The sequence below is a fragment of the Deinococcus sp. Arct2-2 genome (assembly GCF_004801315.1).
GTDB lineage: Bacteria > Deinococcota > Deinococci > Deinococcales > Deinococcaceae > Deinococcus.
Map to the genome: position 1 here is coordinate 49,989 of NZ_SSNW01000001.1, position 26,604 is coordinate 76,592.

Annotated in this window: 23 protein-coding genes; 10 read left to right on the forward strand and 13 right to left on the reverse strand. The window is 62.5% G+C overall.

The features are described 5' to 3' along the window. Positions 1 to 117 precede the first annotated feature (117 nt). On the forward strand, positions 118 to 1,674 hold the full coding sequence (locus E7T06_RS00215; RefSeq protein ID WP_136363842.1) for a lycopene cyclase family protein: 1,557 nt from the start codon (positions 118 to 120) through the stop codon (positions 1,672 to 1,674). A gap of 132 nt (positions 1,675 to 1,806) precedes the next feature. Here the strand turns inward: E7T06_RS00215 and E7T06_RS00220 are convergent, their stop codons facing one another. The 3 genes from E7T06_RS00220 to E7T06_RS00230 form a co-directional block, all read right to left on the reverse strand. Further along, positions 1,807 to 3,144, reverse strand: a complete 1,338-nt coding sequence (locus tag E7T06_RS00220; RefSeq protein ID WP_136363843.1) for an aminotransferase class III-fold pyridoxal phosphate-dependent enzyme — start codon at positions 3,142 to 3,144, stop codon at positions 1,807 to 1,809. 88 nt (positions 3,145 to 3,232) lie between these two features. Then, positions 3,233 to 3,742 (reverse strand): DinB family protein, encoded by a 510-nt coding sequence (locus tag E7T06_RS00225; RefSeq protein ID WP_136363844.1) that lies wholly within the window; start codon positions 3,740 to 3,742, stop codon positions 3,233 to 3,235. Between the two features lie 159 nt (positions 3,743 to 3,901). Beyond that, positions 3,902 to 5,479, reverse strand: coding sequence for an L-glutamate gamma-semialdehyde dehydrogenase (locus E7T06_RS00230; RefSeq protein WP_136363845.1), 1,578 nt, complete (start codon positions 5,477 to 5,479; stop codon positions 3,902 to 3,904). 312 nt (positions 5,480 to 5,791) lie between these two features. Here E7T06_RS00230 and E7T06_RS00235 point away from each other — a divergent pair, with 312 nt between their 5' ends. Together E7T06_RS00235 and E7T06_RS00240 are read left to right on the forward strand one after the other, a co-directional pair. Then, positions 5,792 to 6,013 (forward strand): hypothetical protein, encoded by a 222-nt coding sequence (locus E7T06_RS00235; RefSeq protein WP_136363846.1) that lies wholly within the window; start codon positions 5,792 to 5,794, stop codon positions 6,011 to 6,013. 170 nt (positions 6,014 to 6,183) lie between these two features. After that, entirely contained in the window at positions 6,184 to 7,860 is a 1,677-nt protein-coding gene (locus E7T06_RS00240) for an FAD-binding dehydrogenase (protein ID WP_136363847.1), read from the forward strand. A 225-nt stretch (positions 7,861 to 8,085) separates the two neighbouring features. Here E7T06_RS00240 and E7T06_RS00245 read toward each other — a convergent pair whose 3' ends face one another. After that, positions 8,086 to 8,724: a hypothetical protein gene (locus E7T06_RS00245; protein ID WP_136363848.1), complete on the reverse strand. Its 639-nt coding sequence runs from the start codon at positions 8,722 to 8,724 to the stop codon at positions 8,086 to 8,088. A gap of 270 nt (positions 8,725 to 8,994) precedes the next feature. Here E7T06_RS00245 and E7T06_RS00250 point away from each other — a divergent pair, with 270 nt between their 5' ends. The 3 genes from E7T06_RS00250 to E7T06_RS00260 all read left to right on the forward strand — a co-directional run bounded on the left by E7T06_RS00250 (position 8,995) and on the right by E7T06_RS00260 (position 12,745). Beyond that, positions 8,995 to 9,603, forward strand: coding sequence for a Crp/Fnr family transcriptional regulator (locus tag E7T06_RS00250; RefSeq protein ID WP_136364007.1), 609 nt, complete (start codon positions 8,995 to 8,997; stop codon positions 9,601 to 9,603). A 263-nt stretch (positions 9,604 to 9,866) separates the two neighbouring features. Next, a complete protein-coding gene (locus E7T06_RS00255) occupies positions 9,867 to 10,907 on the forward strand; it encodes a nuclease (RefSeq protein WP_136363849.1) in 1,041 nt (346 codons plus the stop codon). Beyond that, entirely contained in the window at positions 10,904 to 12,745 is a 1,842-nt protein-coding gene (locus tag E7T06_RS00260) for an ATP-binding protein (protein WP_136363850.1), read from the forward strand. Before E7T06_RS00255 ends, E7T06_RS00260 begins: the two co-directional genes overlap by 4 nt. 371 nt (positions 12,746 to 13,116) lie before the next feature. Here the strand turns inward: E7T06_RS00260 and E7T06_RS00265 are convergent, their stop codons facing one another. Both E7T06_RS00265 and E7T06_RS00270 read right to left on the reverse strand, forming a co-directional pair. Then, the gene (locus E7T06_RS00265; protein WP_136363851.1) at positions 13,117 to 13,476 is read right to left on the reverse strand and encodes a 2Fe-2S iron-sulfur cluster-binding protein; all 360 of its coding nucleotides are present in this window, start codon (positions 13,474 to 13,476) and stop codon (positions 13,117 to 13,119) included. Further along, a complete protein-coding gene (locus E7T06_RS00270; RefSeq protein WP_240740764.1) occupies positions 13,473 to 14,981 on the reverse strand; it encodes a PLP-dependent aminotransferase family protein in 1,509 nt (502 codons plus the stop codon). Before E7T06_RS00270 ends, E7T06_RS00265 begins: the two co-directional genes overlap by 4 nt. Before the next feature lie 32 nt (positions 14,982 to 15,013). Between E7T06_RS00270 and E7T06_RS00275 the strand changes: the two genes are divergently transcribed. From E7T06_RS00275 to E7T06_RS00290, 4 genes are all read left to right on the forward strand, one after another. Continuing rightward, a complete protein-coding gene (locus E7T06_RS00275; RefSeq protein ID WP_136363852.1) occupies positions 15,014 to 15,502 on the forward strand; it encodes a GNAT family N-acetyltransferase in 489 nt (162 codons plus the stop codon). A gap of 78 nt (positions 15,503 to 15,580) precedes the next feature. Continuing rightward, positions 15,581 to 16,198 (forward strand): pyridoxamine 5'-phosphate oxidase family protein, encoded by a 618-nt coding sequence (locus tag E7T06_RS00280; protein ID WP_136363853.1) that lies wholly within the window; start codon positions 15,581 to 15,583, stop codon positions 16,196 to 16,198. 104 nt (positions 16,199 to 16,302) lie between these two features. Further along, entirely contained in the window at positions 16,303 to 17,643 is a 1,341-nt protein-coding gene (locus tag E7T06_RS00285; protein ID WP_136363854.1) for an aminotransferase class III-fold pyridoxal phosphate-dependent enzyme, read from the forward strand. A 349-nt stretch (positions 17,644 to 17,992) separates the two neighbouring features. Beyond that, positions 17,993 to 19,420 (forward strand): MATE family efflux transporter, encoded by a 1,428-nt coding sequence (locus tag E7T06_RS00290; protein ID WP_136363855.1) that lies wholly within the window; start codon positions 17,993 to 17,995, stop codon positions 19,418 to 19,420. Between the two features lie 251 nt (positions 19,421 to 19,671). Here E7T06_RS00290 and E7T06_RS00295 read toward each other — a convergent pair whose 3' ends face one another. The 7 genes from E7T06_RS00295 to E7T06_RS00325 form a co-directional block, all read right to left on the reverse strand. Further along, positions 19,672 to 20,433 (reverse strand): ABC transporter ATP-binding protein, encoded by a 762-nt coding sequence (locus tag E7T06_RS00295; protein WP_136363856.1) that lies wholly within the window; start codon positions 20,431 to 20,433, stop codon positions 19,672 to 19,674. Then, on the reverse strand, positions 20,430 to 21,263 hold the full coding sequence (locus E7T06_RS00300) for an ABC transporter permease (RefSeq protein ID WP_136363857.1): 834 nt from the start codon (positions 21,261 to 21,263) through the stop codon (positions 20,430 to 20,432). Before E7T06_RS00300 ends, E7T06_RS00295 begins: the two co-directional genes overlap by 4 nt. A gap of 1 nt (position 21,264) precedes the next feature. After that, a complete protein-coding gene (locus tag E7T06_RS00305; RefSeq protein WP_136363858.1) occupies positions 21,265 to 22,248 on the reverse strand; it encodes an ABC transporter substrate-binding protein in 984 nt (327 codons plus the stop codon). 122 nt (positions 22,249 to 22,370) lie between these two features. Beyond that, positions 22,371 to 23,546, reverse strand: coding sequence for a sulfate adenylyltransferase (sat, locus tag E7T06_RS00310; protein WP_136363859.1), 1,176 nt, complete (start codon positions 23,544 to 23,546; stop codon positions 22,371 to 22,373). Positions 23,547 to 23,735: 189 nt separating this feature from the next. Next, entirely contained in the window at positions 23,736 to 24,446 is a 711-nt protein-coding gene (locus E7T06_RS00315) for a phosphoadenylyl-sulfate reductase (RefSeq protein WP_136363860.1), read from the reverse strand. Next, positions 24,443 to 24,988: an adenylyl-sulfate kinase gene (cysC, locus tag E7T06_RS00320; protein WP_136363861.1), complete on the reverse strand. Its 546-nt coding sequence runs from the start codon at positions 24,986 to 24,988 to the stop codon at positions 24,443 to 24,445. The genes E7T06_RS00315 and cysC overlap by 4 nt, the downstream gene beginning before the upstream one ends. Further along, the gene (locus E7T06_RS00325; RefSeq protein WP_136363862.1) at positions 24,985 to 26,577 is read right to left on the reverse strand and encodes a nitrite/sulfite reductase; all 1,593 of its coding nucleotides are present in this window, start codon (positions 26,575 to 26,577) and stop codon (positions 24,985 to 24,987) included. The genes cysC and E7T06_RS00325 overlap by 4 nt, the downstream gene beginning before the upstream one ends. Between the last annotated feature and the right edge of the window lie 27 nt (positions 26,578 to 26,604).

The window sequence follows — 26,604 nt, forward strand, 5'->3', positions numbered from 1 at the left end:
TGCCCTTTCACCCTTCCTTAGACCCTTCGACCCTAGACCCTTAGACAATCACCCTCTCACTCCCCCAGAATCAATCCCCACACTCCCGCCCGCCTGCCCCGCGCTAGGCTGGAATGAATGCAGCACGACACGGCGGCACTCCCCCTACAAGCCACGCCCACCAAAGACAGCCCGATGACCGATGTCTTGGTGATCGGCGGCGGCCCGGCAGGTGTGGCGCTAGCGGCTGAACTGGCGGTGCGCGGCCTGCAAGTGCGCCTTATAGCTCCGCATCCGCCCCAGCGTTTTGCGCCCACTTACGGTGCGTGGCTAGACGAATTGCCCGCTTGGGCACGCGCCTGCACTGCCGACGTCTGGGCCGATGTGCGGGCCTATACCGGGCCGAAGGCCACTGCACTGACCCGCCCCTATGCGCTGCTCGACAACACCGCGCTGCTGGAGTCCATGCTGGCCCGTGCCGGAAAGAAGCTGACTTGGACGCACGGCACTGTCCTTCGTGCCGATCCGCGTTCTATCCCCGGTGCGTTGCTGCTGGCGCACGGCGCGGCGGGCGAACGCTGGCCCGCCCGCGTAATTGTGGATGCAGGCGGGCACGGCGGAACACTCACGCACCCTACTCATCCCGGCGGCGCAGCCTTGCAAACGGCTTACGGCATCACGGCCACTTTTGCCCACCCACCCAGCGCACCCGGCGCGATGGTCTGGATGGACTGGCGGCAGCCTTCCAATTTGCTGCCGGATGCCGCCCCTACCTTCCTGTATGCCATGCACCTCGGCGGGCAGAGGTACTTCGTGCAGGAGACCAGTCTGGTGGCCCGCCCCGGCCTGACCCGCACCGAGCTGGAGGCCCGCCTTCACGCCCGCCTGAACGCGGCTGGCACGCCTCCCAGCAACGTAGAATTTACCGAGTGGGTGGCTTTCCCCATGAATACGGCGGCCCCCGAACCCGGCCCGGTGTTGGCGTTCGGCGCGGCGGGCGGCTTGGTGCATCCGGTCAGCGGGTTTCAGGTGTCTGGGGCGCTGGCCGATGCTCCAGCGGTAGCGCAGGCCATGGCCGACGCCCTGCCCGATGGAGAAGCAGCCACCCAAGCCGCGTGGCACGCGCTTTGGCCGCCAGAGCGCCGCGCCGCCCGCGAACTGGGTCTGATGGGACTGGACGCCCTCCTCAGGCTTCCAGCAGACGGCCTCCCCGCATTTTTCCAATCGTTTTTTAGACTACCTGCCACGCACTGGCACGCCTTTTTGGCCCCGCGCACGCCTACGCCCGCTGTGGCCCGCACCATGCTGCGCGTGTTTGCCCACACCCCCAATTCGGTGCGGCTGCGCTTGGTTCAGGCTGCGGTGGCGGCGGGCGGCGTCAGCGTGCGGGCGCTGAGTTCGGTGTTCTCTTCCCCGCCGTCCATGAATGCCACATTGACCCTTTTCCCGGCTGGCCTTCATGGAAGCAGGTCAGGCTCAGGTATGACCCAACCCGAGCAGAGCCAGCGTGAAGACCAGAACGAAATTGTAGAAGACGGCATGCAGGGAGCCACTGGGAATGCCGACGCCAATGGCCTAGACCCCAATGTTGACCGCGAAGAGAAGTTGGCCGAACTGCGCGAAAATCTGGCCGACATGACGCACGGTGAGGGACACAAGCTGGAAGACGCCAAGGCTGACATCGCGGCAGAGTAGGCTGTGGTTTTGGATCTCTAGGTTCGGTTCACCATCGGCTCTGCCAGCGAAACTTGCCCCGGATTTCTGTTCAATGAGGAAATCTGGGGCAATGTCTTGTGGCTTACCGAGTTGAGAAGTGTTGAGGCTGCGCTACTCGCCTGCCCCCAACGCTCCATCCAGCGCCGACAGCATTTCCTCCACTTCTGCTGCCGAAATGTTTAGCGGTGGCCCCAGCAACAAGTGATCACCGCGCACGCCGTCTACCGCGCCGCTGCCGGGATAAGTGATCAGGCCGCGTGTGCGGGCAGCGGCAGCTAGGCGTTCTGCCAAACCGGGAGTTTCGTAGGCTTCCCCGGTGGCGGGATCGCCCAGCACCATGCCTAGCAGGAGGCCATGCCCGCGTACCTCCAGCGTTTGCGGGTGCTTGGCTTTCAGTTGGTGCAGTCCGGCCAGCAGGTGTACGCCGCGTTCCCGTGCGGCTGCCACTAAGTTTTCCCGCTCCACGATGTCCAGTACGCTGAGGCCCGCCGCCACGCTGACGGGGTGGCCCGCGTAGGTGAAGCCGTGTTTGAATGCGCCGCTGCCGCCCATCACGGTGTCGTAAATTGCGGCGCTCGCCATCAATCCGGCCAATGGTGCGTAGCCTGCCGCCAGTCCTTTGCCCAGTACCACAATGTCGGGCGTGACTTGATCTGTTAAGCGCACGGCCAACGGTACGCCACATCTGCCCATGCCGCTCATCACTTCATCGGCAATCAGCAGCACGCCGTATTCCTTGCAAATCGCGTGCAGGCGCGTGTGATACCCCACCCCCGGCGTCAGCGCCGCATCCGACGCACCCACCACCGGCTCCACCATCACTGCCGCCACCGATTCTGGCCCCGCCGCTTCCAGTACAGCCCGCAGGCGTTCAGCGTCGGCTTCCCCACTGAGCGCCGGGTCAGGTTTGGGCATTTTGGGCCACGCATCCTCGCGCATCAGGGGCAAATACAAGCTGCGGCGTGCACCCATGCCACTGGCCGCCAGCGCTCCAAGCGACGCCCCGTGATAACTCGGAATCCGCGTCACCACCTTGTATCTGCCCGTGTCGCCCCGCTCGGCGTGATACTGCCGCGCCAACTTAATTGCGCTCTCGGTGGCCTCCGATCCGCCCGAAACCGCCCAAAACCGGAAGTCGGGTAAGTCCAGAAAGGCGGCCAGTCTGGAGGCGTATTCCTCCAGCACTGGCGACGTGAACTGCGAGCCGTGCACAAATGCCAGAGTGCGGGCCTGCGCCGCCATCGCCTCCCCAACTTCTGCCCGCCCATGCCCGATATTCGCCACCAACGCCCCAGAACTGCCGTCCAGATAGCGCTTGCCGTCCGAATCGTATAGATAGACGCCTGCGCCGCGCACCGCCACCGGGTAAGCCTTGCTGGAGCGGTAGAAGACGTTAGAGGAATTGGGTTGAATGGGTTGGTCGGCAGGCGTTGGGGCGGTCTGGGTCATGATTTAGGCCTTTGAGAACGAAAGAGAGGCTTGGACAACGATGTTTTCAGCTTTTCCCACTGACCACTCCCCACTCCCCACTTACCGATTACCACGTATCGCCGCCCCCCGCTGGAGGCCACGCTCCCAAGGCCTGCCGCACGGTCACAATTTGCCCAAAGTGGTGCGCCGTGTGCAGGGCCATATCGGCCAGCAGTTCGCCAATGGTTTCCTCGTGGTTCACCGGGCTGGCTAGGTCGGGGCGGGCGGCGTGTGGGTCGATGCGGGCCAACAGTTCATAAAAGTCGTTGCGGGTGCGTCGCCAATCGGAGGCCTGAACAGCGGGCCACGTTTCGGCGGCGTGGGCAGGGTAGGGCTGGGCGCGGCCTTCTTCGATAATGGCCAGCATCCAACGGTTCCACCAGTTCACGTGAGCCAGCAGTTCGGCCACGCTGTGCGGCAGGTGGTCTGGACGCTGGCAAGCGGTCTCGGCGTCTAGACCCGACAGCGTGGCTTCTACACCTACAAACGCTTGCCCACCGCGAAACAGCTTGGGCAGCAGGCGGGCAAAGGCGATCTGGGCGCGTTCATTGCGGTCTGGGGCGGGAGCATCGGTCATGGGGACAGTTTAGGTGGTGGGGTGGTGGTTGCAGGCGGGTCTAAGGGGACTTGTGGAACTTTGTTTTTGCTCCTCCCCCCTGCGGGGGAGGCCGGGAGGGGGGAGTGAGCGCAGCGAATGCCCTTCTTAGCCCCTCGACTCTTAGACAATCTTCCTCCGTCAGTACCTCTGCGCCACCGTTTTCGTCTGCAAAAACCAGAACAGGTAATCCGGGCCGCCCACCTTGGCATTGGTGCCGCTCATGCCGTAGCCACCAAAAGCGTGCGTGCCCGACAGTGCGCCCGTGCATTTGCGGTTGATGTACAGGTTGCCCACATGCATTCGCCGCCGCGCTTCGCTGATTTTGTGTGGGTCGCGGCTATAGAAGGCGGCGGTCAAACCGTAATCGGAATCGTTGGCAAGTTCGATGGCGTGCTGCCAGTCGCGGGCGCGGGTGAACGCCAGTACCGGGCCAAAAATCTCGTCTTGAAACAGGGGATCGCGGGGGTCGACATCGGCAAAGATGGTGGGGGAGACGTAGCCGCCCTGTCTGTCGCCCATATCAGGAATCTCGCCGCCCAACACTAGCCGCGCCGTCTTCTGTCCGGCCTCTATCGCCTGCCCAATCCGCTCGGCACTTCCGGCATGAATCACTGGCCCTATGGCCCCGTTGTCTTCCGGCAGCCCCACCTTCAGGCCCCGTGCCAGTTCAGTTACGCGCTCTAGCAGGGCGTCGTACACGCTGTCTTCGGCAATGACCCGGCTACAGGCGCTGCACTTCTGGCCCGCGTAGCCAAACGCCGCTTGCACGATGCCCACTGCGGCGGCTTCTACGTCTCCGTCGGCACAGACCACCGTCGGGTCTTTGCCGCCCATTTCGGCCATCACACGCTTAATCCACTTCTGGCCGGGCTGCACTTTGGCGGCGCGTTCCACGATTCGGCAGCCGATTTCCTTGCTGCCCGTAAAGGCGATCATCCGCACCTGTGGGCTGTCTACCAGCGGGTCGCCCAACACGTCGTCGGTTCCGGTCAGAAACTGCACTGTGTTGCTGGGCAGGCCCGCTTCAAACAGCAGTTCCAGCATCAGCAGGCTCGACAGCGGCGTCTCGCTGGCAGGTTTCCAAATCACGGTATTGCCCGCCGCGAGCGCACCCAACGCCATGCCCAGCGGGATAGCACTCGGAAAGTTCCACGGGCTGATGCAGACCACCACACCCATCGGTTCGTACACGGTGGTCACGTGTTCGTCGGGCATGGGGTACACGGGTTTGCCCTCGGCCCAGCGCAAGGTTTCGCGGGCAAACACCTCAAAATGATCCACGGATTCGGCCACTTCACCATCGGCTTCGGCCCAGTTCTTGCCGTTTTCTAGCGTCATCACCGCGTTAAATTCCATGCGCCGCGCCCGCAACAGTTCGGCGGCCCGCTTAAAAATACTGGCCCGCTGAAAAGGATCGGAAAAACGCCATGTCTCAAAGGCGTGTTGCGCGGCGGCAATGGCGTCGGCGCGTTGCTGGGCGCTGGCTTTGGGAAAACTCCAGACCACTTCACGGGTGTCGGCGGGGTTGCGAACCTCGTAGGAGTCGCCGCCCTGCACCTGCTCGCCGCCGATGTACAGCCCAAAAGTGCGGCCTACATATTGCTCTCTGACCCGCGCAAAGGCGTCACGCTGCGCCTGGGCTACGGCGGGCTGTGCAAAGTCGTGGTACGGCTCGTGTTCAAACGGCAGAAAACCTGCCATCAGGTGTGCGGTCATGGATGCCCCCTTTTGGGTGGTACGGCTTGCTCTGGTTGGTCTGGCCCAGAGGTTAACACGCGGCCCACGTGCCCGCAAAACCCCTGCCAGACGCAATAATTTAGGAGTCAGCGCCATGATGAGAGCCGACTTGAGGAGCAGATTGACTTGGCAAATGTAAGCCGACGCAACGAATGTAATTTTTCTCAGTACGTATTAAGCTCAACAGTTTTAAACTCATCAGTAACTCAGGCGCAAGAATATACTCCGGACACTCGTCCGGTGGCCCTGTTCCCCTTCACGGAACCACTAGCCTTGTGCCTAGGAGTCACCATGCTCGCCGTACCCACTGCGCCTGACGGAACCCATTCAGTCAGCAATTACCGCCTCGATTTGCAAAATCCCGCCGATCCCTACCGCCTAGATGTGCAGATTACGGATCAATGGTACCGGGTGCAGACGCAGTGCCTCAGCGATGTATTGACCTTGGTGGGCGTGCTGCACAATCCCCCAGTGGTAGTCATAGACAGCTGGATCGTAGGGCGCGAAACGTAGGGAACCGGGGCGGGTCTAAGGGTCTAAAAGTCGAGGGTCTAAGGTGCTGGGGCAACTACGGTTGCTCGGTGGCCTTTGCCCTTCCTTAGACTCTTAGTCCCTTGACCCTTAGACAGCTTCTAGCCCCGGCATCCATGACAATCCCGCGCCTTGCCGCTACCCTGTAGCCCATGACGACAATTCGGGTGCAGTCCGGTTCTATGCAGGCAGACGTGATCGTGGTGGGCGCGGGATTGGCTGGGTTGGTAGCCGCTGCCGAAGCCGCCGACGCGGGCGCACGGGTGCTGCTGCTGGATCAGGAAGGCGAGCAAAATCTGGGTGGGCAGGCGTTCTGGTCGTTTGGCGGCCTGTTTATGGTCGGCACGCCCGAACAGCGGCGGCTGGGCATTCACGACAGCCCCGAATTGGCGCGGCGAGACTGGCAGAACACCGCCACCTTTGACCGCCCCGAAGACCACTGGCCCCGCCGCTGGGCCGACGCTTACCTCGACTTCGCCGCCGGAGAAAAACGGGCGTGGCTGCACGGCATGGGCATGCGCTGGTTTCCGGCGGTGGGCTGGGCCGAACGCGGCGGGCAGGGCGCGGCTGGCCCCGGCAACAGCGTGCCGCGCTTTCACGTGACTTGGGGCACCGGGCCGGGTGTGCTGGAACCCTTTGTGCGGCGGGTGCGGGCACATGTGGCGGCTGGAAAAATCACCCTGCATTTTCGTCACCGCGTTCGCGCCCTGAAGATCACTGATGGCGTGGTGGTGGGCGTTTCCGGCGACATCTTGGAAGCCTCGGATGTGGCACGCGGCGAGCCGTCCTCGCGGGTGGTGGTGGGCGATTTTAGCTATAGCTCTGGCGCGGTCATCGTCACTTCGGGCGGAATTGGTGGCAATCAGGACTTGGTGCGCCGCAACTGGCCTACAGACCGTCTGGGCGCGGCTCCGGCCTTCATGGTGTCGGGCGTGCCGCAACACGTAGACGGCCAGATGCAGGCGGCAGTCGCGGGCGCGGGCGCGAGCCTGATCAACCCAGACCGCATGTGGCACTACACCGAAGGCCTGCGAAACTGGAATCCGGTGTGGCCGGGGCACGGGATTCGGGTGCTGCCCGGCCCCAGCAGCCTGTGGCTTGGTCCTCATGGCGTGCGCCTGCCCCACCCGCATTACCCCGGTTGCGACACGTTGGGTACGCTGTCTCACATCACCCGCAGCGGCTATCCGTATACGTGGTTCGTGCTGAACCGCCAGATCATTCGCAAGGAGTTCGCGCTGTCTGGCAGCGAGCAAAACCCTGACCTGACGGGCAAAAACATCGGCCTGACGTTGCGGCGCGTGGCGGGGGTGCAGGCTCCGGTGCAGGCCTTTATGGACAATGGGGAAGACTTTGTGGTGCGCCAAACGCTGCCCGAATTGGTGGCAGGCATGAACGCGCTGGCAGGCAACGACCTACTCAGCCTCGCCACCGTGCGGGGCCAAATTGAAGACCGCGATGCCCAGACCCGCAACAAGGCCGGAAAAGACCCCCAATTGGCGCTGGTACGCGGCGCACGCGCCCTCGCCGGAGAACGGCTGGTGCGTGTGGCCCCGCCTGCCCCGATCCTTGACCCGGCGCACGGCCCCCTGATCGCCGTTCGCATGAACATTCTGACCCGTAAAACGTTGGGCGGCCTAGAAACCGATCTTCAGGGCCGGGTCTTGCGGGCAGGCGGTGCAGTCTTTCCGGGCCTATACGCTGCCGGAGAAGTGGCAGGCTTCGGCGGCGGCGGCATGCACGGCTACCGCTCGTTGGAAGGGACATTTCTGGGCGGCTGCCTGTTTAGCGGGCGTGTGGCTGGGCGTGCGGCGGCTGGGGCGGCTTAGGCGATGGTTCGGAGAAAGGGCGTCTAAAGGTCTAGGGTCTAAGAACTGCTTCAAACCCAAATTAAAGGTATTAGCCCTCGCCCATTGCGGGACTTGCAGAGCTGCGGAGCAGAGAGGGGCGCTTGAGTTGCAATGCGGTGAGGGAAATGAGCAACGCGATTGCCCTTCCTTAAACCCTAGACCCTTAGACGCTCTTTATAGGCACCAAGCCCCCAGAAACGCCCCCTATTTCAAATACGGCGCAAACCGGGCCAAAGCTCCCGCATCCGGCGCAGAGGTGCGGGTCAGGCGGTTGCCTGCGAAGGCCAATAGCAGACGCTCTCCCGCTTTGCCCGCCTTTGCTCCAGCCGAGGTAGTTAGGCTAAATGGGCCGCCTAGCAGCGTTTGCATGGTCTGGCTGTCAAAAATCAGCATCGCGCCAGAGAGGGCAGGAGTGGTGGCCTTCACGCCGCCTGTAGCCGTGACGAATCCGGTTTTCACATACAGCGTGACTTTGTTGGCGGTCACGCCTTTAAGTCGTGCGTCGGCATAGGTCACGTTGCCTGTGGCGGTCAGGGTTCCGGCTTTCAGATCGTAGGTCACATTCTGCGCCCGCAGTGTGCCGCCTTGCCGAGTGGTCAGCGTGGCGTTTTGCGCCTTCAGCGCGGTGTCGGGGCTCAGTTGCATGGCCGACGCCACCAGCTTCAGCCCGCCCCGGCTGTCGGTGGCGGTTCCGCCCTGCGGCAGTTCGGTTGCGCCCGTTTCCAAATTCAGCGTTTGGGGGCCACGCGGCGTCACGGTCAGGCCGCCAAAGGTCACTGCCTGCGCCGAGCCTAAGCCGAGGGCCAGCAGGGTCAGGGCCAGCGTGAGGGGAAGTTTCAACATCTCTGTACCCTACCGCCCTGCCCATAAGCGGCGTGAGGATGGGCGTCAGATGACATTCAGAAAGCCTGATCTTAAAGCAACATTTATGGCTTTCCAGATCTCTACGGTAGTGTAATCACCTCACAATCTAAGGTTGTACAAACCTTGTACAGTCTACGTACAAAGGCACGGCAGCCGACCGTCTGGACGCACCAGCGGCCCCGCCGTCCTCACCCTAAGGAGCGCGTCATGGCCCTGTATCCGTCCAACCCAGTCAGCACCACCGGCACCATGTTGCCTAGCGCCCTCGACCTCCGCAGCCGCCCGATTCGCCGGGGCGACACGCTGTACTACGCCGGAGATCAGGCCCCCACGCTGTACCGAGTCGAAACGGGACTGTTGCGGGCCGTGCGCCTGACTCCCCAAGGCCGCAACCTGACCGTGCGCCACATGCGCCCCGGCGATATTTTCGGTGAAGAAACCTTGCACGACCAGCCCCGCAGCCATCAGGTCATGGCCCTCACCGACGCCACTATCACGCCCATTCACTTGCAGCACCTCACGGGCGCAGAGCTGTGGGAAGTCACGCGCAGCCTCAGCACCCAACTCCAGCGCGTGATGAACGACGGCGTTCATATTCAGGACGGCGAACTGCGCGAACGCATTGCCCGCTACCTGCTGAACCTCGCCGATTCCAGCTTGGGCGGATCGCACCCCGACAACCTGCGTTTTGTACGTGCCACACACGAACTGATTGCCGAGGGCACCGGAGCCACCCGCGAAAGCGTGAGCAAACTGATCGGCGAAATGCGCGACGACGGACTCTTGACGCCCGCCTACCGCTGCCTGACGCTGACCGATGAGCGGCAGTTGCGTGCCTTGAGCGGATATCACGGCTAAGAACAGTCAGGAGTAAGTGGGAACAGAGGAGGGCGGGGCACCTGAACGGGGTGGCCCGCCTTCCTCTTTGAGTAAAAGCAACCCCCCAGTCTGCTTCGCAGCCAGCCCCCCTCAAAGGGGAGCGCAAAAGCTGTTGTCCCCACCTCTAAGGGGGGGAGCACAAAAGCTTTCATCCCCACCTCTAAGGGGGGCGTTGCACCAGCAACGGGGGGGGTTCACCCACAACCTCAGCCCACACCCTCCCACCCCACCGCCCCTCTACAATGCGCCCAATGCGGATTAGACTTGACCCTTGGCCTGTAGATATAGAGGGTGGGCAACTTGCCCTGACGCCCTTTGAAGGTGAATTGATAGATATAGAAACGCCGCGTTGGGCAGCAGTGGCGGCGCGGCCTATTCCCGAACGCTTGGAGCGGGTGTACGTGGTAGACGGCAAGCGGCGGATGGAATCTCGCGTCTTTATTGAGGACGACGACGGCGCGGCGGGCATGGGCGGGTTCGGGGCGTATGTGGTGGGCGCGGTAAGCCTGTGCCCACACGGCACGCGGCCCGCCGAACTGACCGACGTGAAGGCGCTGCGGGTGCTGGCCCATGCGCCGGGGCTGCGGCTCGATCCCTGCACCCTTTCGCCGCGTGACCCGCACACTGGCACCCTGCTGTATAAGCCGGTAGAGAACACCACGTCTGACCCACTGGCGGCGCTGCACACTTTGCAGCAGGCAATGCTGGCCGCCGAACAGGAACTCTCGCACGGCTACGCGTCCGCCGTGCCGATAGATGAACAAGATGACCGCGAATGGCTGACCACCCTGAGCGTTCAGGACGGAACATTGCGCGGCAAAAACCTGTACGGCGCGGTGGTGGGCTGTGTCAAAACCATTCAGACCATGTACTTGCCCCCAGACCGGGCCTCACTGCTGGCCGAACTGAAACCCGGCGAGCGCACGCCGATTTTGCACATGCAGTACAACAACAAAACGGTCACCCGCTTTATCTGGTACGTGCGTTTGTGCGAGGCCGCGTTCTATCAGCATCCCATGAGCGGCGTGATGAGGCTGGAAATGTACGCGCCCGACGAACCCGACTTTTTGCCCCCGATTGTCCGGCAGGTGGCGAACCTGAGTGGCAACCTGCTGCTAAGGCTGGGGAGCCACGCCCACAAAGACCCCCGCGCCCCGCAAAACCTGATTCCCACCGCCGCGCTGGAGCAGGCGATGGCCCGCAGCATGGGCAGCGCCGATCTGGTCACGCGCCGGATTCGGGCGCACATTGCCCGCACCTTTGACCCAGCGGTCTTGGCATGAGACTGGTAGAACCCACGCCCACGATTGGCATGGTGTTGGGCACCGAGGACGCCACGCCCACGATCTTTTGGTTTGCCGTCACGCCCGGTTCCAGCGTGCAGCTCGACGACTTGGTGGTGGTGCAAACGCACAAACCAGACGGCCAGCCCGTCAACTTTTATGGTCTGGTGGACAGCGTCCGCAAGCGGCACGAGGGCATTACCTTCGAGTCCGATGTGGCCGATGTGGTGGCCGGAGTGCTGCCCGCTGCCGTGTCGTATGCCGCCCGCGTGCTGGTGACCCGTGTCAGCCCCGAAGACTTTATTCCGCCTCAGCCGGGCGATCTGGTGGCCCACGCACGCGGCGAGGCGCTGCACATGGCCCTCAGTGCCGACAAGATGGAGGAAGCCGCGTTTCCGGCAGGTCTGCTGGCCGATGGGCAAACCCTGCCGCTGAACTTCCGCTTCATCAACGGCGAAAGCGGCGGCCACATCAACATTTCCGGCATCAGTGGGGTGGCGACCAAAACCAGTTACGCGCTGTTCCTGCTGCACTCCATTTTCCGTAGCGGCGTAATGGATCGGGTAGCGGCCAAAAGCGGCGGCCAGATGGCGGGCACAGCGGGTGGGCGGGCCATTATTTTCAACGTGAAGGGCGAGGATTTGCTGTTTCTCGACAAGCCCAACTCTAAAGTGGTAGACCGCGAAGACAAAGCCCGCCTCGGCAAAGGCTTTGCCCAAGACCGCTACAGCATGTTGGGCCTGCCCATGACCCCCTTCCGCGACGTGCAGTTCTTGGCCCCGCCCCGTGAGAGCGCGGTGGGCGGCGTGATCGTGCCACACGTCGATCAGCGTTCCGAGGGCGTGACGCCGTTCGTGTTCACCCTGCGTGAATTCTGTCTGGGCCGGATGCTGCCCTACGTGTTCAGCGACGCGGGCGGCAGCCTGAACTTGGGATTCGTCATCGGCAACATCGAAGAAAAGCTCTTTAAGCTGGCGCAGGCGCAAAAAGATAACAGCGCTGCGCTGCACGTGGACGATTGGCAGGCCGAACCCGACCAGATCATCGATGAAGGCCTCAGCTTCGACGACCTCGGCAAAACCCGCATTCAAACGTTTTCGCAACTGATTTCGTACCTCGAATACAAGCTGCTGGAGGAAAACGACGGTTTGGGCGACAAGCGCTGGGTGCTGAACCAGAATCAGGGGACGCTTCGGGCCTTTACGCGCCGCTTGCGCGGTGTGCAAAAAACCCTGACGCCCCTCGTGCGCGGCGACCTGACGCCCCAGCAGGCTGAACAATTCCGACCCAACCTGATTCGCGGGCCGTACCAACTGAGCGTCGTGGATATTCACAACTTGTCTGGCCCCGCCCAGATGTTCGTGGTGGGCGTGCTGCTGCGCGATCTGTTCGAGCATAAGGAAAAAAACGGGCGGCAAGACACGGTATTTGTTGTGCTGGACGAGCTGAACAAGTACGCCCCACGCGAGGGCGGCGGCCCCATCAAAGACATTTTGTTGGACATTGCCGAGCGTGGCCGCAGCCTCGGCATCATCCTGATCGGGGCGCAGCAGACCGCCAGCGAAGTGGAGCGCCGAATCGTGTCCAACGCCGCGATTCGCGTGGTGGGCCGCCTCGATTTGGCCGAAGCCGAGCGGCCCGAATACCGCTTTTTGCCCCAAAGTTTCCGGGCGCGGGCGGGCATTTTGCAACCCGGCACGATGCTGATTTCTCAGCCGGATGTGCCGACGCCGCTGCTGGTCAATTATCCGTTTCCGGCGTGGGCCACACGTAAAGACGAGGTGGATGATTTGGCGGGGCGGCCTGTGGCGGAGGTGGGGGAGGACTGGCTGCGGTGAGGCGGGGCTTAAGCTTCAGCTTGAATTCGGCGATGTTTTAGGGCTTTTCCCACGTTGGATTCCCCCACCCCCCAGCCCCCGCACCCAAAGGGTGCAGGGGAGTTTGTCGCTCCGCTGAGGAGGATTGATCTTGTCGCGTCCAAACTGGGCTGAATCGTTCCCCTGAAGCGGAATTGCCAGTCGTCTTAGAACTGGAATTGGCCCGCGCGTTGCACGCACGACGGCCTCACACGGAGTTGGGCAGGGCCGATTTCGGGTAGGGAGGGTTTGCTTTTAGCTCCTCGCCCTTGAGGGGGGAGGTTGGGACTCGTAGAGCTACGCAGTAGAGGGGGTGAATGCGCGAAGCGATTGCCCTTCTTTCGCCTACTCTCTTACACCCAAACTGCTTCCGGCTCCATCCCTTCCGCTGGCGTTTTCCCGGCTTCCAAACCGCTATTTTGTACGGTCTGCACGGGTTTGAGGCTCATGTCGTGGTGGCATTCGATTTGGCAAGACAGGCGCACGCCGTCCGGGCCGCCGATTTGCATTCCTTTCTCAGTCAACTTGTCTTTCTCGGCCTGCGTCATGGCTTCCGGTTCGCCCGCGCTGAACTGGACTCGGCAGGTGGTGCAGCGGGCCACGCCGCCGCAGCGGTGCAAAATGTCGACTCCGCCGCGCTCTAAGGCCAGCACCAAACGTTCGCCTTCGCGGGCTTCCATCGTTCCGTACCCATCAACAGTGATCTGAATCATGCGGTCAATCTATCCGACTCGGCCCGCACCACATCTACGATGGCCCGCGCTCCGGCTTCTATTTGTGCCACAGTCAGGCCGCCATAGCCCAAGACTAGAGCTTGCTGGGGCGCTTCCTCCACCATAAAACGGCGCAGGGTTCCCGCAAAGACGCCGCGCAGGGCGAGGGCAGCGGCCACCCGATCGGCGTCGAGGGGCGGGGCCAGATGGAGGCAGGCGTGTAGGCCAGCTTCGATGCCGCCCAACCGTGCCAGCGGGTGTGAATCTTGGGTCAGTGGGGCCAAGGCCGACGCCAATGCCGCTTGCTGCTGTCCGTGCCAGCGCCGCGCCCGCCGCACATGGCGGTCAAGGTGGCCGCCCAACAAAAAGTGAATCAGGGCGTCTTGCGTAACGGTGTTGTGTCCGGCGTCGGTCAGCACCCGCGCCCGCTCCAGCGCAGGCAGCAGGGCCGCCGGAGACACCAAAAACCCCGTGCGAACCGCTGGTGTCAGCACTTTGCTCAGGGTGCCTAAATACAAAACCCGCCCGCCGCCGTCTGCCCCCTCGTCCAGCGCGGTCAGGGGCGGCAACGGCGGCGCACCGTAGCGGAATTCTCCATCGTAGTCGTCTTCTACAATCAGGGCGTCGTGTTGCCGCGCCCATTCCAGCAGGGCCAAGCGACGGGGCACGCCCATTCTCACCCCCAGCGGGTACTGATGAGACGGCGTGACCACTGCCAACCGCGCCGCAGGAAGGTTGTCCGTGATCAGGCCGTTTTCGTCTACGGGCACAGAAATGACCGTGTGGCCCGCATCAATCAGGACTTGCCTCGCGGCCCGGTAGCCCGGATTCTCGAACAGGACGCGGCTGCCACGCGGAAGCAGACCCGCGATCAAGCCCAGCGCACTTAGGCTGCCCGCCGTGACCATCAGCCGCGCCGGGTCAACAGTCAGCCCCCGCGAACGGGCCAAAAACGCTGCCAATGCCACGCGCAGGGGCCATTTTCCTGCCGCCGCACCGTAATCGCCGCCCGGTGGCGTGCGTGCTGCCGCCTGCCACGCAGCCCGCCACGCCCGCACATCCAGCAGGTGCGAGGCGGCCACACCGGGCTTAAACGAAATGCCTTCGGAGGGTTGGCCTGCGTCCACCGGGGCAGGTTCCGGCAGGACGAACCACGCGGGCAGGGCCGCTGCGCTCGGCAGTGTCGCAGGCCGGGCGGCTCCGGTTGCCACGCGCATTCCTACCCCCGGCACCGCGTCCAGCACGCCTTCTGCGGCCAGTTCTGCCAAGGCCAGCGTCACCACACCCCGCGTGACCCTCAGCGCCCCCGCCAACGCCCGCGATCCCGGCAGCACCACACCCGCCGCCAGCGTGCCAGAAGTGACCCCGGCCCGCAATTGGGCGGCCAGTTGCAGGTGCAGGGCGTCCGAGCCTCCCCGGTCAAGCGTGAGAGCAAGTGGCAGATTGGCCGACTGGGGTGGACTGGTCTTTTTGGCCAATCGCGGTACTGTTAAGGGGGCCACCATTTGGATAGTGTAGCGGTATGGGAAGTGATGTGATGATTGATCTACAACCGGGGGCAGTGGGGCAGAGCGGCGTGGCGGCTCCTGATCTTCGCCCGATAACAGCGGCTGAGGCGCATTTGGCCTTGCCTGCCCTACGGGAACTGCGCCCTCACGCGCCTTCTTTAGTCAGTGCTGAAGCTTTCGCTGCACACCTAAAAACCGCAGCACCGGAGCAGTACCGCTTGGCTGGAGCCTTCGAATCCGGGCGTGAGGAAGCCGCAGCAGTGGCAGGCTACCGGGTCATGACGACGTTGGCGTTTGGCCGGATGTTGTATCTCGACGATCTGTCTACGTTGCCTGCTGCACGCGGGCGCGGTCACGCTTTGGCCCTGCTGCGCTGGCTGGAAACTGAGGCACGGCGGCTGGAGTGCAAAGCGCTTCACCTCGATTCGGGTGTGGGGCCGCACCGCTTCGACGCCCACCGTCTGTACCTGAAAGCGGGTCTGAATATTACTTGCCATCATTTTGAGAAGGTGCTGTAAACAGAAGATTCCAAGCGTCTAAGTTTCTTCGCCCCTTACGCCCACAACACTCCAAATCCATGCCCCGAAGGAGCCGCCATGACCTCTTCCTATTACGATCCCCGCACCCGCGACCCCAGCATCAGCCGACGCCCCAACAATCGCCGCGACGATGAATGGATTACAGCGCTGCTGGCCCTCGTGCGCGTAGGCCGGATTTCTACCGTCTGGGTGGGCGACGACGGCGAAGCATTCCCGTTCATTACGCCGCTGGCTTTTGCTTACCGCCCCGACACACACGACATCGTGTATCACACCAATATCGCCGGACGACTGCGGGCCAATACCGAGCAACTTGCCCCCGCCCGCACCACCTTCGAGGCGTCCGAATTGGGGGCACTCTTGCCCAGCAACGATCCCCTCGAACTATCGGTGCAGTACCGTAGCGTTATGGCGTTTGGCACGGCGCGGGTGCTGACCGATGAAGCCGAAGCCCGCGCCGCCCTCACCGTCATGTCGGAGCGGGTCTTTCCGGGCCTCCAAATCGGACGCGATACCCGGCCTATTTCGGCGGGCGATTTGGCGCGAACCTGTGTGTATGCCCTGAGTATCACGCACTGGAGCGGCAAGGAAAACTGGCAGCCCGCCGCCGCCCAAACAGACGAGTGGCCCGATCTCTCACCAGAGTTGACCCATCTGAATCCTGCCCAAGACTGACCAACACAGCACTGACCGGCTTAAGCCTAAACTTTGTCCAATCTTGGCCCCGCTTCCGTCCTACACTGAATAACAATTAGAGCAGGAACCTTCAAGGAGGTCTTATGACCGTACAAGACCCTATTCAGACCGAAACCAACACCGTCCCTTCCAACTGGCTCAGCGCCGAAAATCGGCACGACAGCGGCGTGTACAACAAGCATCAAGTCGTCATGGTGCGCGGCAAAGGCTCTAACGTCTGGGACGAGAGTGGCCGCGAATACATTGACTGCGTGGGCGGTTACGGCGTCGCCACCATCGGCCACAGTCACCCCGACGTGGTGCAGGCCATCCGCGATCAGGCCGACACCCTGCTGGTGATGCCCCAGAGCCTGCCCAACGATAAGCGGGCCGAATTTCTGACCGAACTCGTGAGCGTGCTGCCCGAAGGCTTAGACCGCGTGTTTCTGTGCAACAGCGGCACCGAGGCGATGGAAGCAGCCAAAAAGTTTGCCATTACCGCGACGGGCCGCCAGCACTTCGTCAGCATGAAGCGTGGCTTCAGCGGGCGCTCGTTGGGAGCCTTGGCCCTGACGTGGGAGCCCAAGTACCGTGAGCCGTTCGGCGACGCTGTAGACAACAAAAACGTGTCGTTCGTGACCTACGGCAACATCGAAGAATTGCGGGCGGCCATTACCGAAGACACCGCCGCTGTGATTCTGGAACCCGTACAAGGAGAAGGCGGCGTGCGCCCCGCCAACGCTGATTTTATTCGTGCTGCACGCCAGATCACCCGCGAGAAGGGTGCGTTGCTGATTATGGACGAAATTCAGACCGGATTTTGCCGCACCGGAAAAATGTTTGCCGTAGAACACTTCTGCGCCGAAAGCTGCCAAGACGCCGACGGTATTCGCTGCGGCTGCAACGTGGCCGCCGACTGCTTGGTCAAACCCGACGGAATGACGCTGGCAAAAGCAATGGCGGGCGGCGTGCCCATCGGCGCATTCGTGATGACCGGCGAGGTGGCAGACAAGATGCCCAAGGGCGGACACGGCACCACGTTTGGCGGCAACCCCCTGAGCATGGCCGCTGGTGTGGCCGCAATCCGCGCCATGAAAAACGAAGGCATGGCCGAACAAGCCCGCGTGAAGGGCGAGTACTTTATGGAGAAACTGCGGGCCATCAAGTCCACCAAAATCCGTGAAGTGCGCGGCCTCGGCCTGATGATCGGCGTGGAGCTGAAAGAGAAGAGTGCGCCTTACATTGACGCACTGGAGCATCAGGAAGGCGTGCTGGCCCTGCAAGCCACGCCGCTGGTCGTGCGGTTCCTGCCACCTGTCGTCATCACCATAGAGCAGATCGACAGTGTTGTCGCGGCCTTCGAGCGTGTGCTGAACAGTGTGAATCCCCGTGCAGAGCGTGTGGCGCAATTGGCTGGGCAATCAGGCGAGAAACAAAGCGAATAACAAGCCTTTGTCCTCCCCTTAAGGGGGGGCGTTGCGTGAGCAACGGGGGGATTCACCTTCCATCTCCAATTTGAGTCGCGTGTAAACCCCCCAGTCTGCTTCGCAGCCAGCCCCCCTTAGAGGGGAGCGCAAAAGATGTTGTGTCCTCCGCTTAAGGGGGGACGTTGCACAGCAACGGGGGGGGTTTGCCTTCCAACTTTAACCAACCCAAGCAGGACAGCCCGCCCCTCCCGGCCTGCTGTCCTGCCCCTTTTTGCCCCCTTCATACCTGTTACCCGCCGGGTTCACGTCTGCCTGCCCCGCCAAAGTGCTGATGCTACTCAGGTCTTAACCGTGTAGCGTGAATGCTATGACGGTAACCTCTCCCCCTTCTTCTGAATCGATTCAAAATTCTCTACCGCCGCCTGCCCCGGCTCTTTCGCCTGCCCGTGAAATGGCGAGTATCGCCGTACCCGTCAGCCTCGAAATGGTGCTGCAACTGGTGCTGACTTTTGTGAATCAGGTCATCGTGGGCACGTTGGGCGCGGTGGCGGTGGCTGCGGTGGGCCTCACTGGAAGTGTCAGTTTCATGTTCTTCGTCACACTGGGTGCACTGGGTTCTGGCACCAGTATTTTGGTGGCGCGGCGGGCCGGGGCGGGCGATCAGGTGGGTGTGAACGGCACGCTTACTGTCGCATTAGGCGTTAGTCTGGTGGTTGCTGGCCTGCTGACTGTGCCCATCGTGCTGGGCGCGGGGCCACTCTTGCGGCTGGCGGGCGGCGCGGCAGACGTGACCGCTACGGCCATTCCTTATATGAAAGTCATGATGCTGGCGCTGGTGCCGGGGGTCATGGGCTGGATTCTAAGCGGGGCGCTGCGTTCTTTGGGCCACGCCCGCACGCCGATGGTCGCCACCATGATCACGGTACTCATCGAAAGCATCATCGCGTATGGCCTCGTGTTCGGCGTCGGCCCGCTGCCTGAACTTGGCGTGGTAGGCGCGGCGTGGGCCATTGTCATCGCGCAAACGCTGAAGCTGGCGCTGCTGGCCTATCAGGTGTACGGGCCGCGTCATCTGGCCGCGCTGGTGCTGCCTGCCCGCCACGCTTGGCGCAGCATTGCTGGCCCGCTGCTCACGGTGGCTGCGCCTTTGGCCTTTACCGAGTTTGCATGGAGCCTCGGTGGATTCATGTACGCCGCCGTCTTTGCCCGCGTGGGCACAGTCGCGCTGGCCGCCAGCCAAATCGTGATGACCCTAGAGGGCGTCTTTATCGTGGGCAGCTTTGGCCTGATGAGCGCCGCCACCGTCCTGATTGGCCGCTCGTTGGGAGCCGGAGACGCCCCCGGAGCCGTGGCATGGCTGCGCCGAATCTCGCGTGCGGGCCTGCTCACAGGCGCGGGCTTTGGTCTGCTGTTTGCCCTGAGCGCCCTGTTACTCGCGCCCCTCTTTCCGGCGGTGGGTGAAGAAGTGCGCCACATCGCCTTTTTCGGCATCCTGATCAATGCGGCCACACAGGTCTTCAAGGTTCGCAACATGATCGTGGGCGGCGGCGTGCTGCCCAGCGCAGGCGACGGCAAAGGCGTGATTCTGGGCGATGTGGTGGGCGCGTTTATAGTCGGCCTCCCGCTGGCGATCTGGCTGGGTCTGTATACGCCGCTGGGCGTCTGGGGCGTGTTTTTGGCACGTGGCCTAGAAGAAATCGTCAAGGTCATCATCTTCGAACTCCGCCGCCGCCGCATCAACTGGCCCAAGCTGGCGCAGGAGCAGCAGGGGAAAGAGGTTGTGGGTGGGCACTGATAGGTTTCTCCACTTTTAGAGCAGTTCTCCGAATTACGCCACCGAAAAAAGAGACTTTCGGTGGCTCCATTCTCCGTCCTGCTCGGTAAAACTCACTCGCTTCGCTCGGTCATTATTATGACAAATGCTGTAGAAGGCATAGAGATTTCTAGAACGTCGCGCTGTTTCGAAAATTCTTGGAAAAGACCAATAAGACAGGCAACCTTGCAACGGGTTGCCTGTCTTATTGGTTGTTGGCCGTTCAGATTTACCTACACTTCCAGCGTTTCCCGCAACTGCCGCACGCTCACGTCTTTGGCACGGGCGTCGAGGGCCACTGCGCCGTCCCTGAGGGCCACCACGCGCTGACCTAGATGCAGGGCTTCATCCAGTTGGTGCGTCACGAAGACTACCGTGATTTTTTGTTGCCACCAAATCCCCAACAATTCATCGGCCAACGAGGTGCGGGTCTGGATGTCGAGGGCGCTGAAGGGTTCGTCGAGCAGCAGCAGCCCCGGCTGAGTCGCCAGTGCGCGGGCAAGGCTCACCCGTTGGCGTTGTCCGCCCGACAATTCATGCACGCGGCGTTCTCCGTACCCCATCAGACCCACTTGCCGCAGGGCGTCGGTGATCCGGCTGTCGCGTTCGGTGCGGGGAATGCGCTGGCTCTCCAAGCCAAAAGCGATGTTGCCCGCCACCGTGCGCCACGGGAACAAGGCGGCTTCTTGCTGCACGAGGGTCAGGCGGGGGTGCGGCCCAGCAATGGGCGTGTCGGCCAGCAAAATTTGACCTTCTTGCGGCTTCAAAAAACCGGCCAACAGCGACAGCAGCGTGCTTTTGCCACTGCCACTCGGCCCCACCACGCACAGGAATTCTCCGGCTTCTACCTTCAAGTTCAGCGGCCCGACGCCTGCTTTAGCCCCAGCATTGCGCCCGGAATAACGGTAGCTCACGCCGTCTAGGGTCAGGCTGGCCCCGCGTCCATTGGCGGTTCGGGCGGTGGGTGGGGCCGGAGTCTGCATCGTGGCTGTCATGATTGCACCTCTAGGCCGTAGTCGCGGCGCACCCGGCCCTCGATGGCCCGCAGCACGGTATCGAACAGGCCGCCAATAATGCCGATGATGATGATGGTGCCGAGTACCAAGCCCACGTTGGCGGTATTGCGGCCCACTTCCAGTTGCTCGCCCAAGCTGGCGACACCTGCAATCAGCAGTTCGCCGCCCACCAACGCCCGCCAAGAAAAGCTCCATGCCGTCCGCAGTCCGGTTAGGATATTGGGCACCGACGCGGGCAACAGCACCCGCAAAGTGAGCCCCAACCCGCGTGCGCCGAGGGTGCGGCCCGCCACGCGCAGGGCAGGCGGCACGTTCAGGATGGCTCCCGACACGGCCAACGCCACTGGAATAAAGCCTTCCAGAATGACTACGAACAGCACGGCGCGTTCGTTCAGGCCCAAAAACAGGATGGCAAACGGCACGAAGGCGATGCTAGGCACGCTCTGAATACCTGTGAGGTACGCGCCCAACGTGGCCCGCAGCGGCAGCCAAGCGCCCATCAGCAGGCCCACGATGCCGCCCAGCACGACGGCGATGGCGTACCCGGTCAGTACCCGGCGCAGGCTGCCGCCAATGGCGCTCAGCAGTTTGCCGTCTTGCGGGCCAGTGCCGAAGAGGCCGTATTCGATTTCCTTCCAGACAGCGCTAGGGCTAGGAAACACATAGGGCGGATAGAGTTTGAGGACATCGGTGACCAGCCACCAGACGCTGAGAATCAGAGCCAGCCCGACAATTTGCCAACTCAGCACCCGCCAACGCGAAGGCTGACCAGACGGGGCACGCGGGAGTTCTGCGGGGCGTGTCGTCATCTTATTTCTTTAGGAACTGCGAGAGATCGGGCGCGGTGCGGGCGTATCCGGCTTCCACGTTCAGCGCCGAATACTCTTTCAGCGCCTCCAGATCAAGCGCGGTGGTAAAGCGCGTGCGGGAAAAGGCACGCTGCATTACACGGGGATCGATTTTGGCTCCGGTCAGCTTGAACAACTGGGAATTGACCGCTGCCTGCGCCGCTGCCGGGCTTTTGACTAAGAAGGCCACCGCGTCGGTGTGCGCTTTCAGGAACGCGGCCACGAGTTGCGGGTTGGCCTGTGCGAATTTGGTATTCACGATGACGATGGTGGTGGGGTATTTGCCGTCGCGCCACACGGTCTTCTCGGTGCCGATGATGCGGTGGCCCTGCGCTTGCAAGACTGCGCCCCAAGGTTCCGGCACCAGCGTCGCGTCTACCCGTTTGGCGGCAAAGGCGGCCAGCACGTCGGCGGGCGCAATGGGCGTAATCGTCACGGTGCCGCCGTCCGTCTTCGATTTCAGCGCGTTCTCGTTCAGGATGTGGCGCAGGCTGATGTCCTGCGTGTTGCCCAGACTGGGCACGGCCACGTTTTTGCCGCCCAAATCTTTATAACTCTTGATGGCGCTGTCTTTGCGGGCCACCAGCACCGCGCCAGCTTCACTTGCTCCGGCAATAAACTGGATGGGCATGCCGCGCCCAGCAGCATTGATGGCGGGGCCGGGGCCGATATAGGCGATGTCAATTTGCCCCGCTGCAAACGCCTCGGTCAGCGTGGTGCCCGACACGAATTCTTTGGGTTCCAATTTCACAGCCCCAAACGCCTTTTGGAAGGTGCCGCGCTCGAGGCCCACCAGTGCGGGCGCGTGCGTCAGGTTGGGAAAGAAGCCGAGGCGAACGCTGGTAGCGGCTTGTGCTTGGGCGCTAGGCGAGAGGACGGCAGCCAGCAGCAACGGCGCGGCGAGGGTTAAAAAACTTCGCTTGGTCAGGGTCAGATTTTGTTGCATAGAATTCCTCCAAAAGCGGCTGAGGGCAGTGAACACGATGGGCGGTTGAGGCACAAGCGAAAAAGACCGGAACTGCCTTCACAGGTTGTTCACGGCCTCTTTCAACTCTCGGCTCAATGGAATTAAGGCTGAACGCTGTACGCCACCCGCAGCACTTCGGCCACTTCGGGGCGGGTAAATTCGGCGGGCAACTGCTCTCCGGCCCGCAACTTCTCGCGCACTTTGGTGCCGCTGAGAACGAGGTGGTGGCTGCTGTCGTGGGGGCAGGTGCGCGGGCTGACCAGTTGGCCGCAGGTCTGGCAATAGAACGTATGCTCGAACTTCAAAATCTGAATACCCAGTTCCTGTGCTGTATACGTCCCGAAGATTTCCTGTGCGTCGTAGGTGCCGTAATAGCTGCCCACGCCTGCATGGTCGCGCCCCACGATAAAATGCGTGACGCCGTAGTTGCGCCGCGACAGGGCGTGCAAAATCGCCTCGCGTGGCCCGGCGTAGCGCATGGCCGCCGGGTACACGCTGAGCAGCGTGCGGGCCTGCGGGTAGTAGCGATCGAGCAGCACTTCATAGGCTTCCACGCGGGTGTGCGCGGGCACGTCATCGCCTTTGGTGGTGCCCACCAGTGGGTGCAGCAATAGGCCATCCACCAGTTCCAGCGCCACTTTTTGAAGGTACTCGTGCGCCCGGTGAATCGGGTTGCGGGTCTGAAAAGCCACGCTGGAGCGCCAGCCCCGCGCTTCTATCACTTGGCGTACTTCGGCGGGCGTGCGGTGGTGGCGGGCAAACGCGCCGCGTGGCACTTCAAACAAAGTTACCGGGCCGCTCAGGTTCACGTCGCCCTGTGCCAACAGCGCCGCCACACCCGGATGTGACGGGTCTTCGGTGCGGTACACCTCGCGGGATTCCAGCCCTTTTTGTGCGTCGAACTGCTCCTGCACGTCTATCCAGCCCACCGCCTCGCCGCCCCGCGTCAGCACCACGCGGCCCCGGAGAGTGCCTGCATCTTCGCGGCGCACAGGCAGCGTAATCGGAATGCTCCACGGCGTGCCATCAGCTAAACGCAGGTGCTCGATGATGCTGAGGTAATCGGTCTCGTTTACAAATCCGGTCAGCGGGGAATAGGCTCCAGTCGCCAGCATTTCTAGGTCGGCGTAGGCGCGGTCATCCAGTTCCAGTAGGGGCAAGCCAATCAGTTCGGCAGCTTCAAAGTCGTGTCCAGCACGTTGAATACGGTTGACCAAGCTTCCGCCGAGGGGCGTGGGCAGCGTGGCGGTGGGGTCGGTGGGGAGCAGGATGGTCATTGGGGTTCCTTGTGGGCCGGTCTAAGGGTCTGAGGGGCGAAGGTGTAGATGGTTGACGATGAAAGGTGGATAAGTTAGGTCAACTATTTGGACACAAAAAAAGCACGGAACATCGCGCCCTGTCTCCTCCCCTCAAGGGGGGGCGTTGCACAGCAACGGGGGGGTTTACACGCGGCTCCAAGCACAACCTCACAGCTTTCCGTCCCCGGCCCACAGGCCACATTCGGTTTTGCCCTTGCCTGCCCACCGTCCGGCGCGGGCGTCCTCTCCGGGTTTCACGGCGCGGGTGCAGGGCCAGCAGCCCACACTCAGGAATCCATCGGCATATAGCGGATTCACGGGCAGGGCGTGGGCGGCGGCGTAGGCCTCCAACTGCTCCCGTGTCCAGAACGCCAGCGGATTGATTTTGCGGCGTGCGCCTTCCTCGACAAATGGAATGTCGGCGCGGGTGCTGGCCTGATCGCGGCTGCGGGCATTCAGCAGGGCCGAGGGCGCACGCTGGCGCAAGTACGCCTGCAACGGGGACACCTTGCGTACCGCACAGCAGGCGTCCGGGTCGGCGGCGTACAACGTGGCGTCGGTCTGGCCGTCTTCAGGCGTGGCTCCCGCGTTCAGCGTCACAAACGTCATCTGCGGATACCGGGCCGCCAACTTATCCCGCGTGGTCAGCGTTTCAGGAAAGTGGTAGCCCGTATCCACGAACACCACTTCGCCCGTGTAGCCCGCCCGCGCTGCCAAGTCCAGCAGCACCACACCATTCAGGTTGAAGGCGCTGGGCATGGTCAGATCAGGATGGGTCTGAAGTGCCCAGCGAATCACGTCCAGCGGGTCGGTGTGGGCGTCGAAGGCAGGGGAGAAGACGGCGGTGGTCTGGGTGGGCCGTTCTTCCAGAGCGGTCATGCGGAAACGGTCTCTTTAAGGTCAGCCAGAGGGCGCAACAAGCTCAGGCATTCATCCACGCTCAGGCGGTCTGTTCTGAGGTGCAGATCAGGCGCGGTAGGCGCTTCGTAAGGGTCGGACACACCCGTAAAATGCGCGATCTCTCCGGCGATGGCCTTCAGATACAGCCCCTTCACGTCGCGCTCGGTCACGGTTTCCAGCGGCGCGTCTACAAAGATTTCGGCGGCGTTGGGCAGGGCGGCCAACACCTCGCGGCGGATATCGGCGTAAGGCGAAATAGCGCTGACCAGCACCGTGACGCCGTGCTGGGCGAGCAGTCCGGCCACGAACGCGATCCGCCGCACGTTGGTATCCCGGTCGGCCTTAGAAAAGCCGAGGCCTTTGCTGAGGTTCTCGCGCACGGCGTCCCCGTCCAACAGTTCGGTCTTCACGCCCGCCGCCAGCAATTCGGCGTGCAGAGCAGAAGCCAGCGTGCTTTTACCCGCGCCCGACAGCCCGGTGAACCACAGCACGCGGCCTTCCGGGGTAGCAGCCGCGCTCATGCGAACACTGCCTCTGCCACAGGCGCGTCAGTCAGCACCGTATCGGGCAAGAAATGGCCTTGGCCCACGCGGTCGGCGTACTCCACGAAGCTCTCGCCCGCCGCTTTGTTGGCCTTAAAGTCGCTGATGACTTTGTCGGTGTATTCGGTCAGACGTGTGGCAGGCACGATGCCCTTCAGTTTGGCTCCCAGCCGTTCCGCCTGCCCGATGCTGCCCGCCAAATGCACGTTGTAGACCTCTTCGGCCACGTCCTCACCGCTCTCATCTTTACGAATACGCTGCGCTCCCATGAAGCCCAAATCGGCCACCTGATAGCGCGTGCAGGCGTTGGAGCATCCGGTCAGATTGATGACGAACGGTACGTCCAGATCGGCGTGCTTCGGCTCCAGCTCATCGATCATGCCCGCCACCCGCGCCTTGGTTTCGGTCAGGGCAAGGCGGCAAAACTGCGTGCCTGTGCAGGCAATCGTGGTACCGCGTAGGGTAGCTTTGGGTGCCAAATCCAGCAGCGCGAGTTCAGCCACCAGCGCGTCCACGTCTTCCGTCTGCACATGCGGAATCATCATGTTCTGGAAGGCGGTGGTTCGCAGCACGCCCTTGCCGTAACGCTCCGACAGATCGGCCAGAGCGCGGGCCTTGGCAGGATTGATCCGGCCCACGGTGGTGGACAGCACCACGTAATTCAGGCCGTCACGCTGCGGGTTCACGCCCAGCACGTCGCTGCCGCCAAAGCGGGCCACGGGTGCGGCGGGGCCGTCCTGCAACTTGTAACCGAGGTATTCCGTTTCCACAATCTCACGGAATTTTTCGGGGCCGAGGTCTTTGATCAGGTACTTCAGGCGGCTCTTTTTGCGGTTCTGGCGGTAGCCGTGATCCCGGTAGGCTCCGGTAATGGCGCGGCCCACTTCGATCACCTGATCGGGCCGGATAAACACGCCGAGGCGCTTGGCAAGGTGCGCCACTGCGCCGAGGCCGCCGCCTACCCATACGTCAAAACCCACTTCGCCGTTCACTTCATGGGCCAAGAAGCCGATGTCGTTGATGTGGTGAATGCCTTCCAGTTCGGGCGTGGCCGTGATGCTGATCTTAAATTTGCGTGGCAGGTCTTCAAACTCTTTGTTGCCGCTCAGGCTGCCTTCCATCGCGGCGGCCAGCGGGCGAACGTCGATGCGCTCGCGGGCGTCCAGTCCGGCCAATGGCGATGCGATCACAGCCCGCACGGTGTCGCCGCAGGCTCCGCGAGTGTGCAGGCCCACCGTTTCCAAGCGGTTCAGAATGTCGGGAATATCTTGGATTCGCAGCCAGTGAAACTGGAAGGCCTGACGATCCGTCACGTCCAACAAGCCGCGCCCGTAGTCTTCGGCAATGCCCGCCACCACGCGCATTGTGGCTGCGCTCAGTTCGGCAGTCGGCACCTTCACACGCATCATCAGGAATCCGTCTTCTTGTGGCCGCTGAGGGTACACACCTGCCCACTTCAGCAGGTCAATTTTTTCGGGGTCGATCTGGCCCGCCGCCGCGTACTGGGGAATCAGGTCGAAGATTTCGAAGGGGGGCAGTTCTTTTTTCAGGGTTTCGATGTCAGACATGGCAAGTTTCCTTTGTGTACGGCTAGA

Coding starts and splice junctions, on each gene's coding strand:
- E7T06_RS00275 (WP_136363852.1), top strand. CDS start 15,014: ATGATTGATCTACAACCGGGGGCAGTGGGGCAGAGCGGCGTGGCGGCT.
- E7T06_RS00255 (WP_136363849.1), top strand. CDS start 9,867: ATGCGCCCAATGCGGATTAGACTTGACCCTTGGCCTGTAGATATAGAG.
- E7T06_RS00215 (WP_136363842.1), top strand. CDS start 118: ATGCAGCACGACACGGCGGCACTCCCCCTACAAGCCACGCCCACCAAA.
- E7T06_RS00325 (WP_136363862.1), bottom strand. CDS start 26,577: ATGTCTGACATCGAAACCCTGAAAAAAGAACTGCCCCCCTTCGAAATC.
- E7T06_RS00305 (WP_136363858.1), bottom strand. CDS start 22,248: ATGCAACAAAATCTGACCCTGACCAAGCGAAGTTTTTTAACCCTCGCC.
- E7T06_RS00290 (WP_136363855.1), top strand. CDS start 17,993: ATGACGGTAACCTCTCCCCCTTCTTCTGAATCGATTCAAAATTCTCTA.
- E7T06_RS00270 (WP_240740764.1), bottom strand. CDS start 14,981: ATGGTGGCCCCCTTAACAGTACCGCGATTGGCCAAAAAGACCAGTCCA.
- E7T06_RS00280 (WP_136363853.1), top strand. CDS start 15,581: ATGACCTCTTCCTATTACGATCCCCGCACCCGCGACCCCAGCATCAGC.
- E7T06_RS00220 (WP_136363843.1), bottom strand. CDS start 3,144: ATGACCCAGACCGCCCCAACGCCTGCCGACCAACCCATTCAACCCAAT.
- E7T06_RS00265 (WP_136363851.1), bottom strand. CDS start 13,476: ATGATTCAGATCACTGTTGATGGGTACGGAACGATGGAAGCCCGCGAA.
- E7T06_RS00230 (WP_136363845.1), bottom strand. CDS start 5,479: ATGACCGCACACCTGATGGCAGGTTTTCTGCCGTTTGAACACGAGCCG.
- E7T06_RS00250 (WP_136364007.1), top strand. CDS start 8,995: ATGTTGCCTAGCGCCCTCGACCTCCGCAGCCGCCCGATTCGCCGGGGC.
- E7T06_RS00225 (WP_136363844.1), bottom strand. CDS start 3,742: ATGACCGATGCTCCCGCCCCAGACCGCAATGAACGCGCCCAGATCGCC.
- E7T06_RS00260 (WP_136363850.1), top strand. CDS start 10,904: ATGAGACTGGTAGAACCCACGCCCACGATTGGCATGGTGTTGGGCACC.
- E7T06_RS00245 (WP_136363848.1), bottom strand. CDS start 8,724: ATGTTGAAACTTCCCCTCACGCTGGCCCTGACCCTGCTGGCCCTCGGC.
- E7T06_RS00240 (WP_136363847.1), top strand. CDS start 6,184: ATGACGACAATTCGGGTGCAGTCCGGTTCTATGCAGGCAGACGTGATC.
- E7T06_RS00315 (WP_136363860.1), bottom strand. CDS start 24,446: ATGACCGCTCTGGAAGAACGGCCCACCCAGACCACCGCCGTCTTCTCC.
- E7T06_RS00300 (WP_136363857.1), bottom strand. CDS start 21,263: ATGACGACACGCCCCGCAGAACTCCCGCGTGCCCCGTCTGGTCAGCCT.
- cysC (WP_136363861.1), bottom strand. CDS start 24,988: ATGAGCGCGGCTGCTACCCCGGAAGGCCGCGTGCTGTGGTTCACCGGG.
- E7T06_RS00285 (WP_136363854.1), top strand. CDS start 16,303: ATGACCGTACAAGACCCTATTCAGACCGAAACCAACACCGTCCCTTCC.
- E7T06_RS00295 (WP_136363856.1), bottom strand. CDS start 20,433: ATGACAGCCACGATGCAGACTCCGGCCCCACCCACCGCCCGAACCGCC.
- sat (WP_136363859.1), bottom strand. CDS start 23,546: ATGACCATCCTGCTCCCCACCGACCCCACCGCCACGCTGCCCACGCCC.
- E7T06_RS00235 (WP_136363846.1), top strand. CDS start 5,792: ATGCTCGCCGTACCCACTGCGCCTGACGGAACCCATTCAGTCAGCAAT.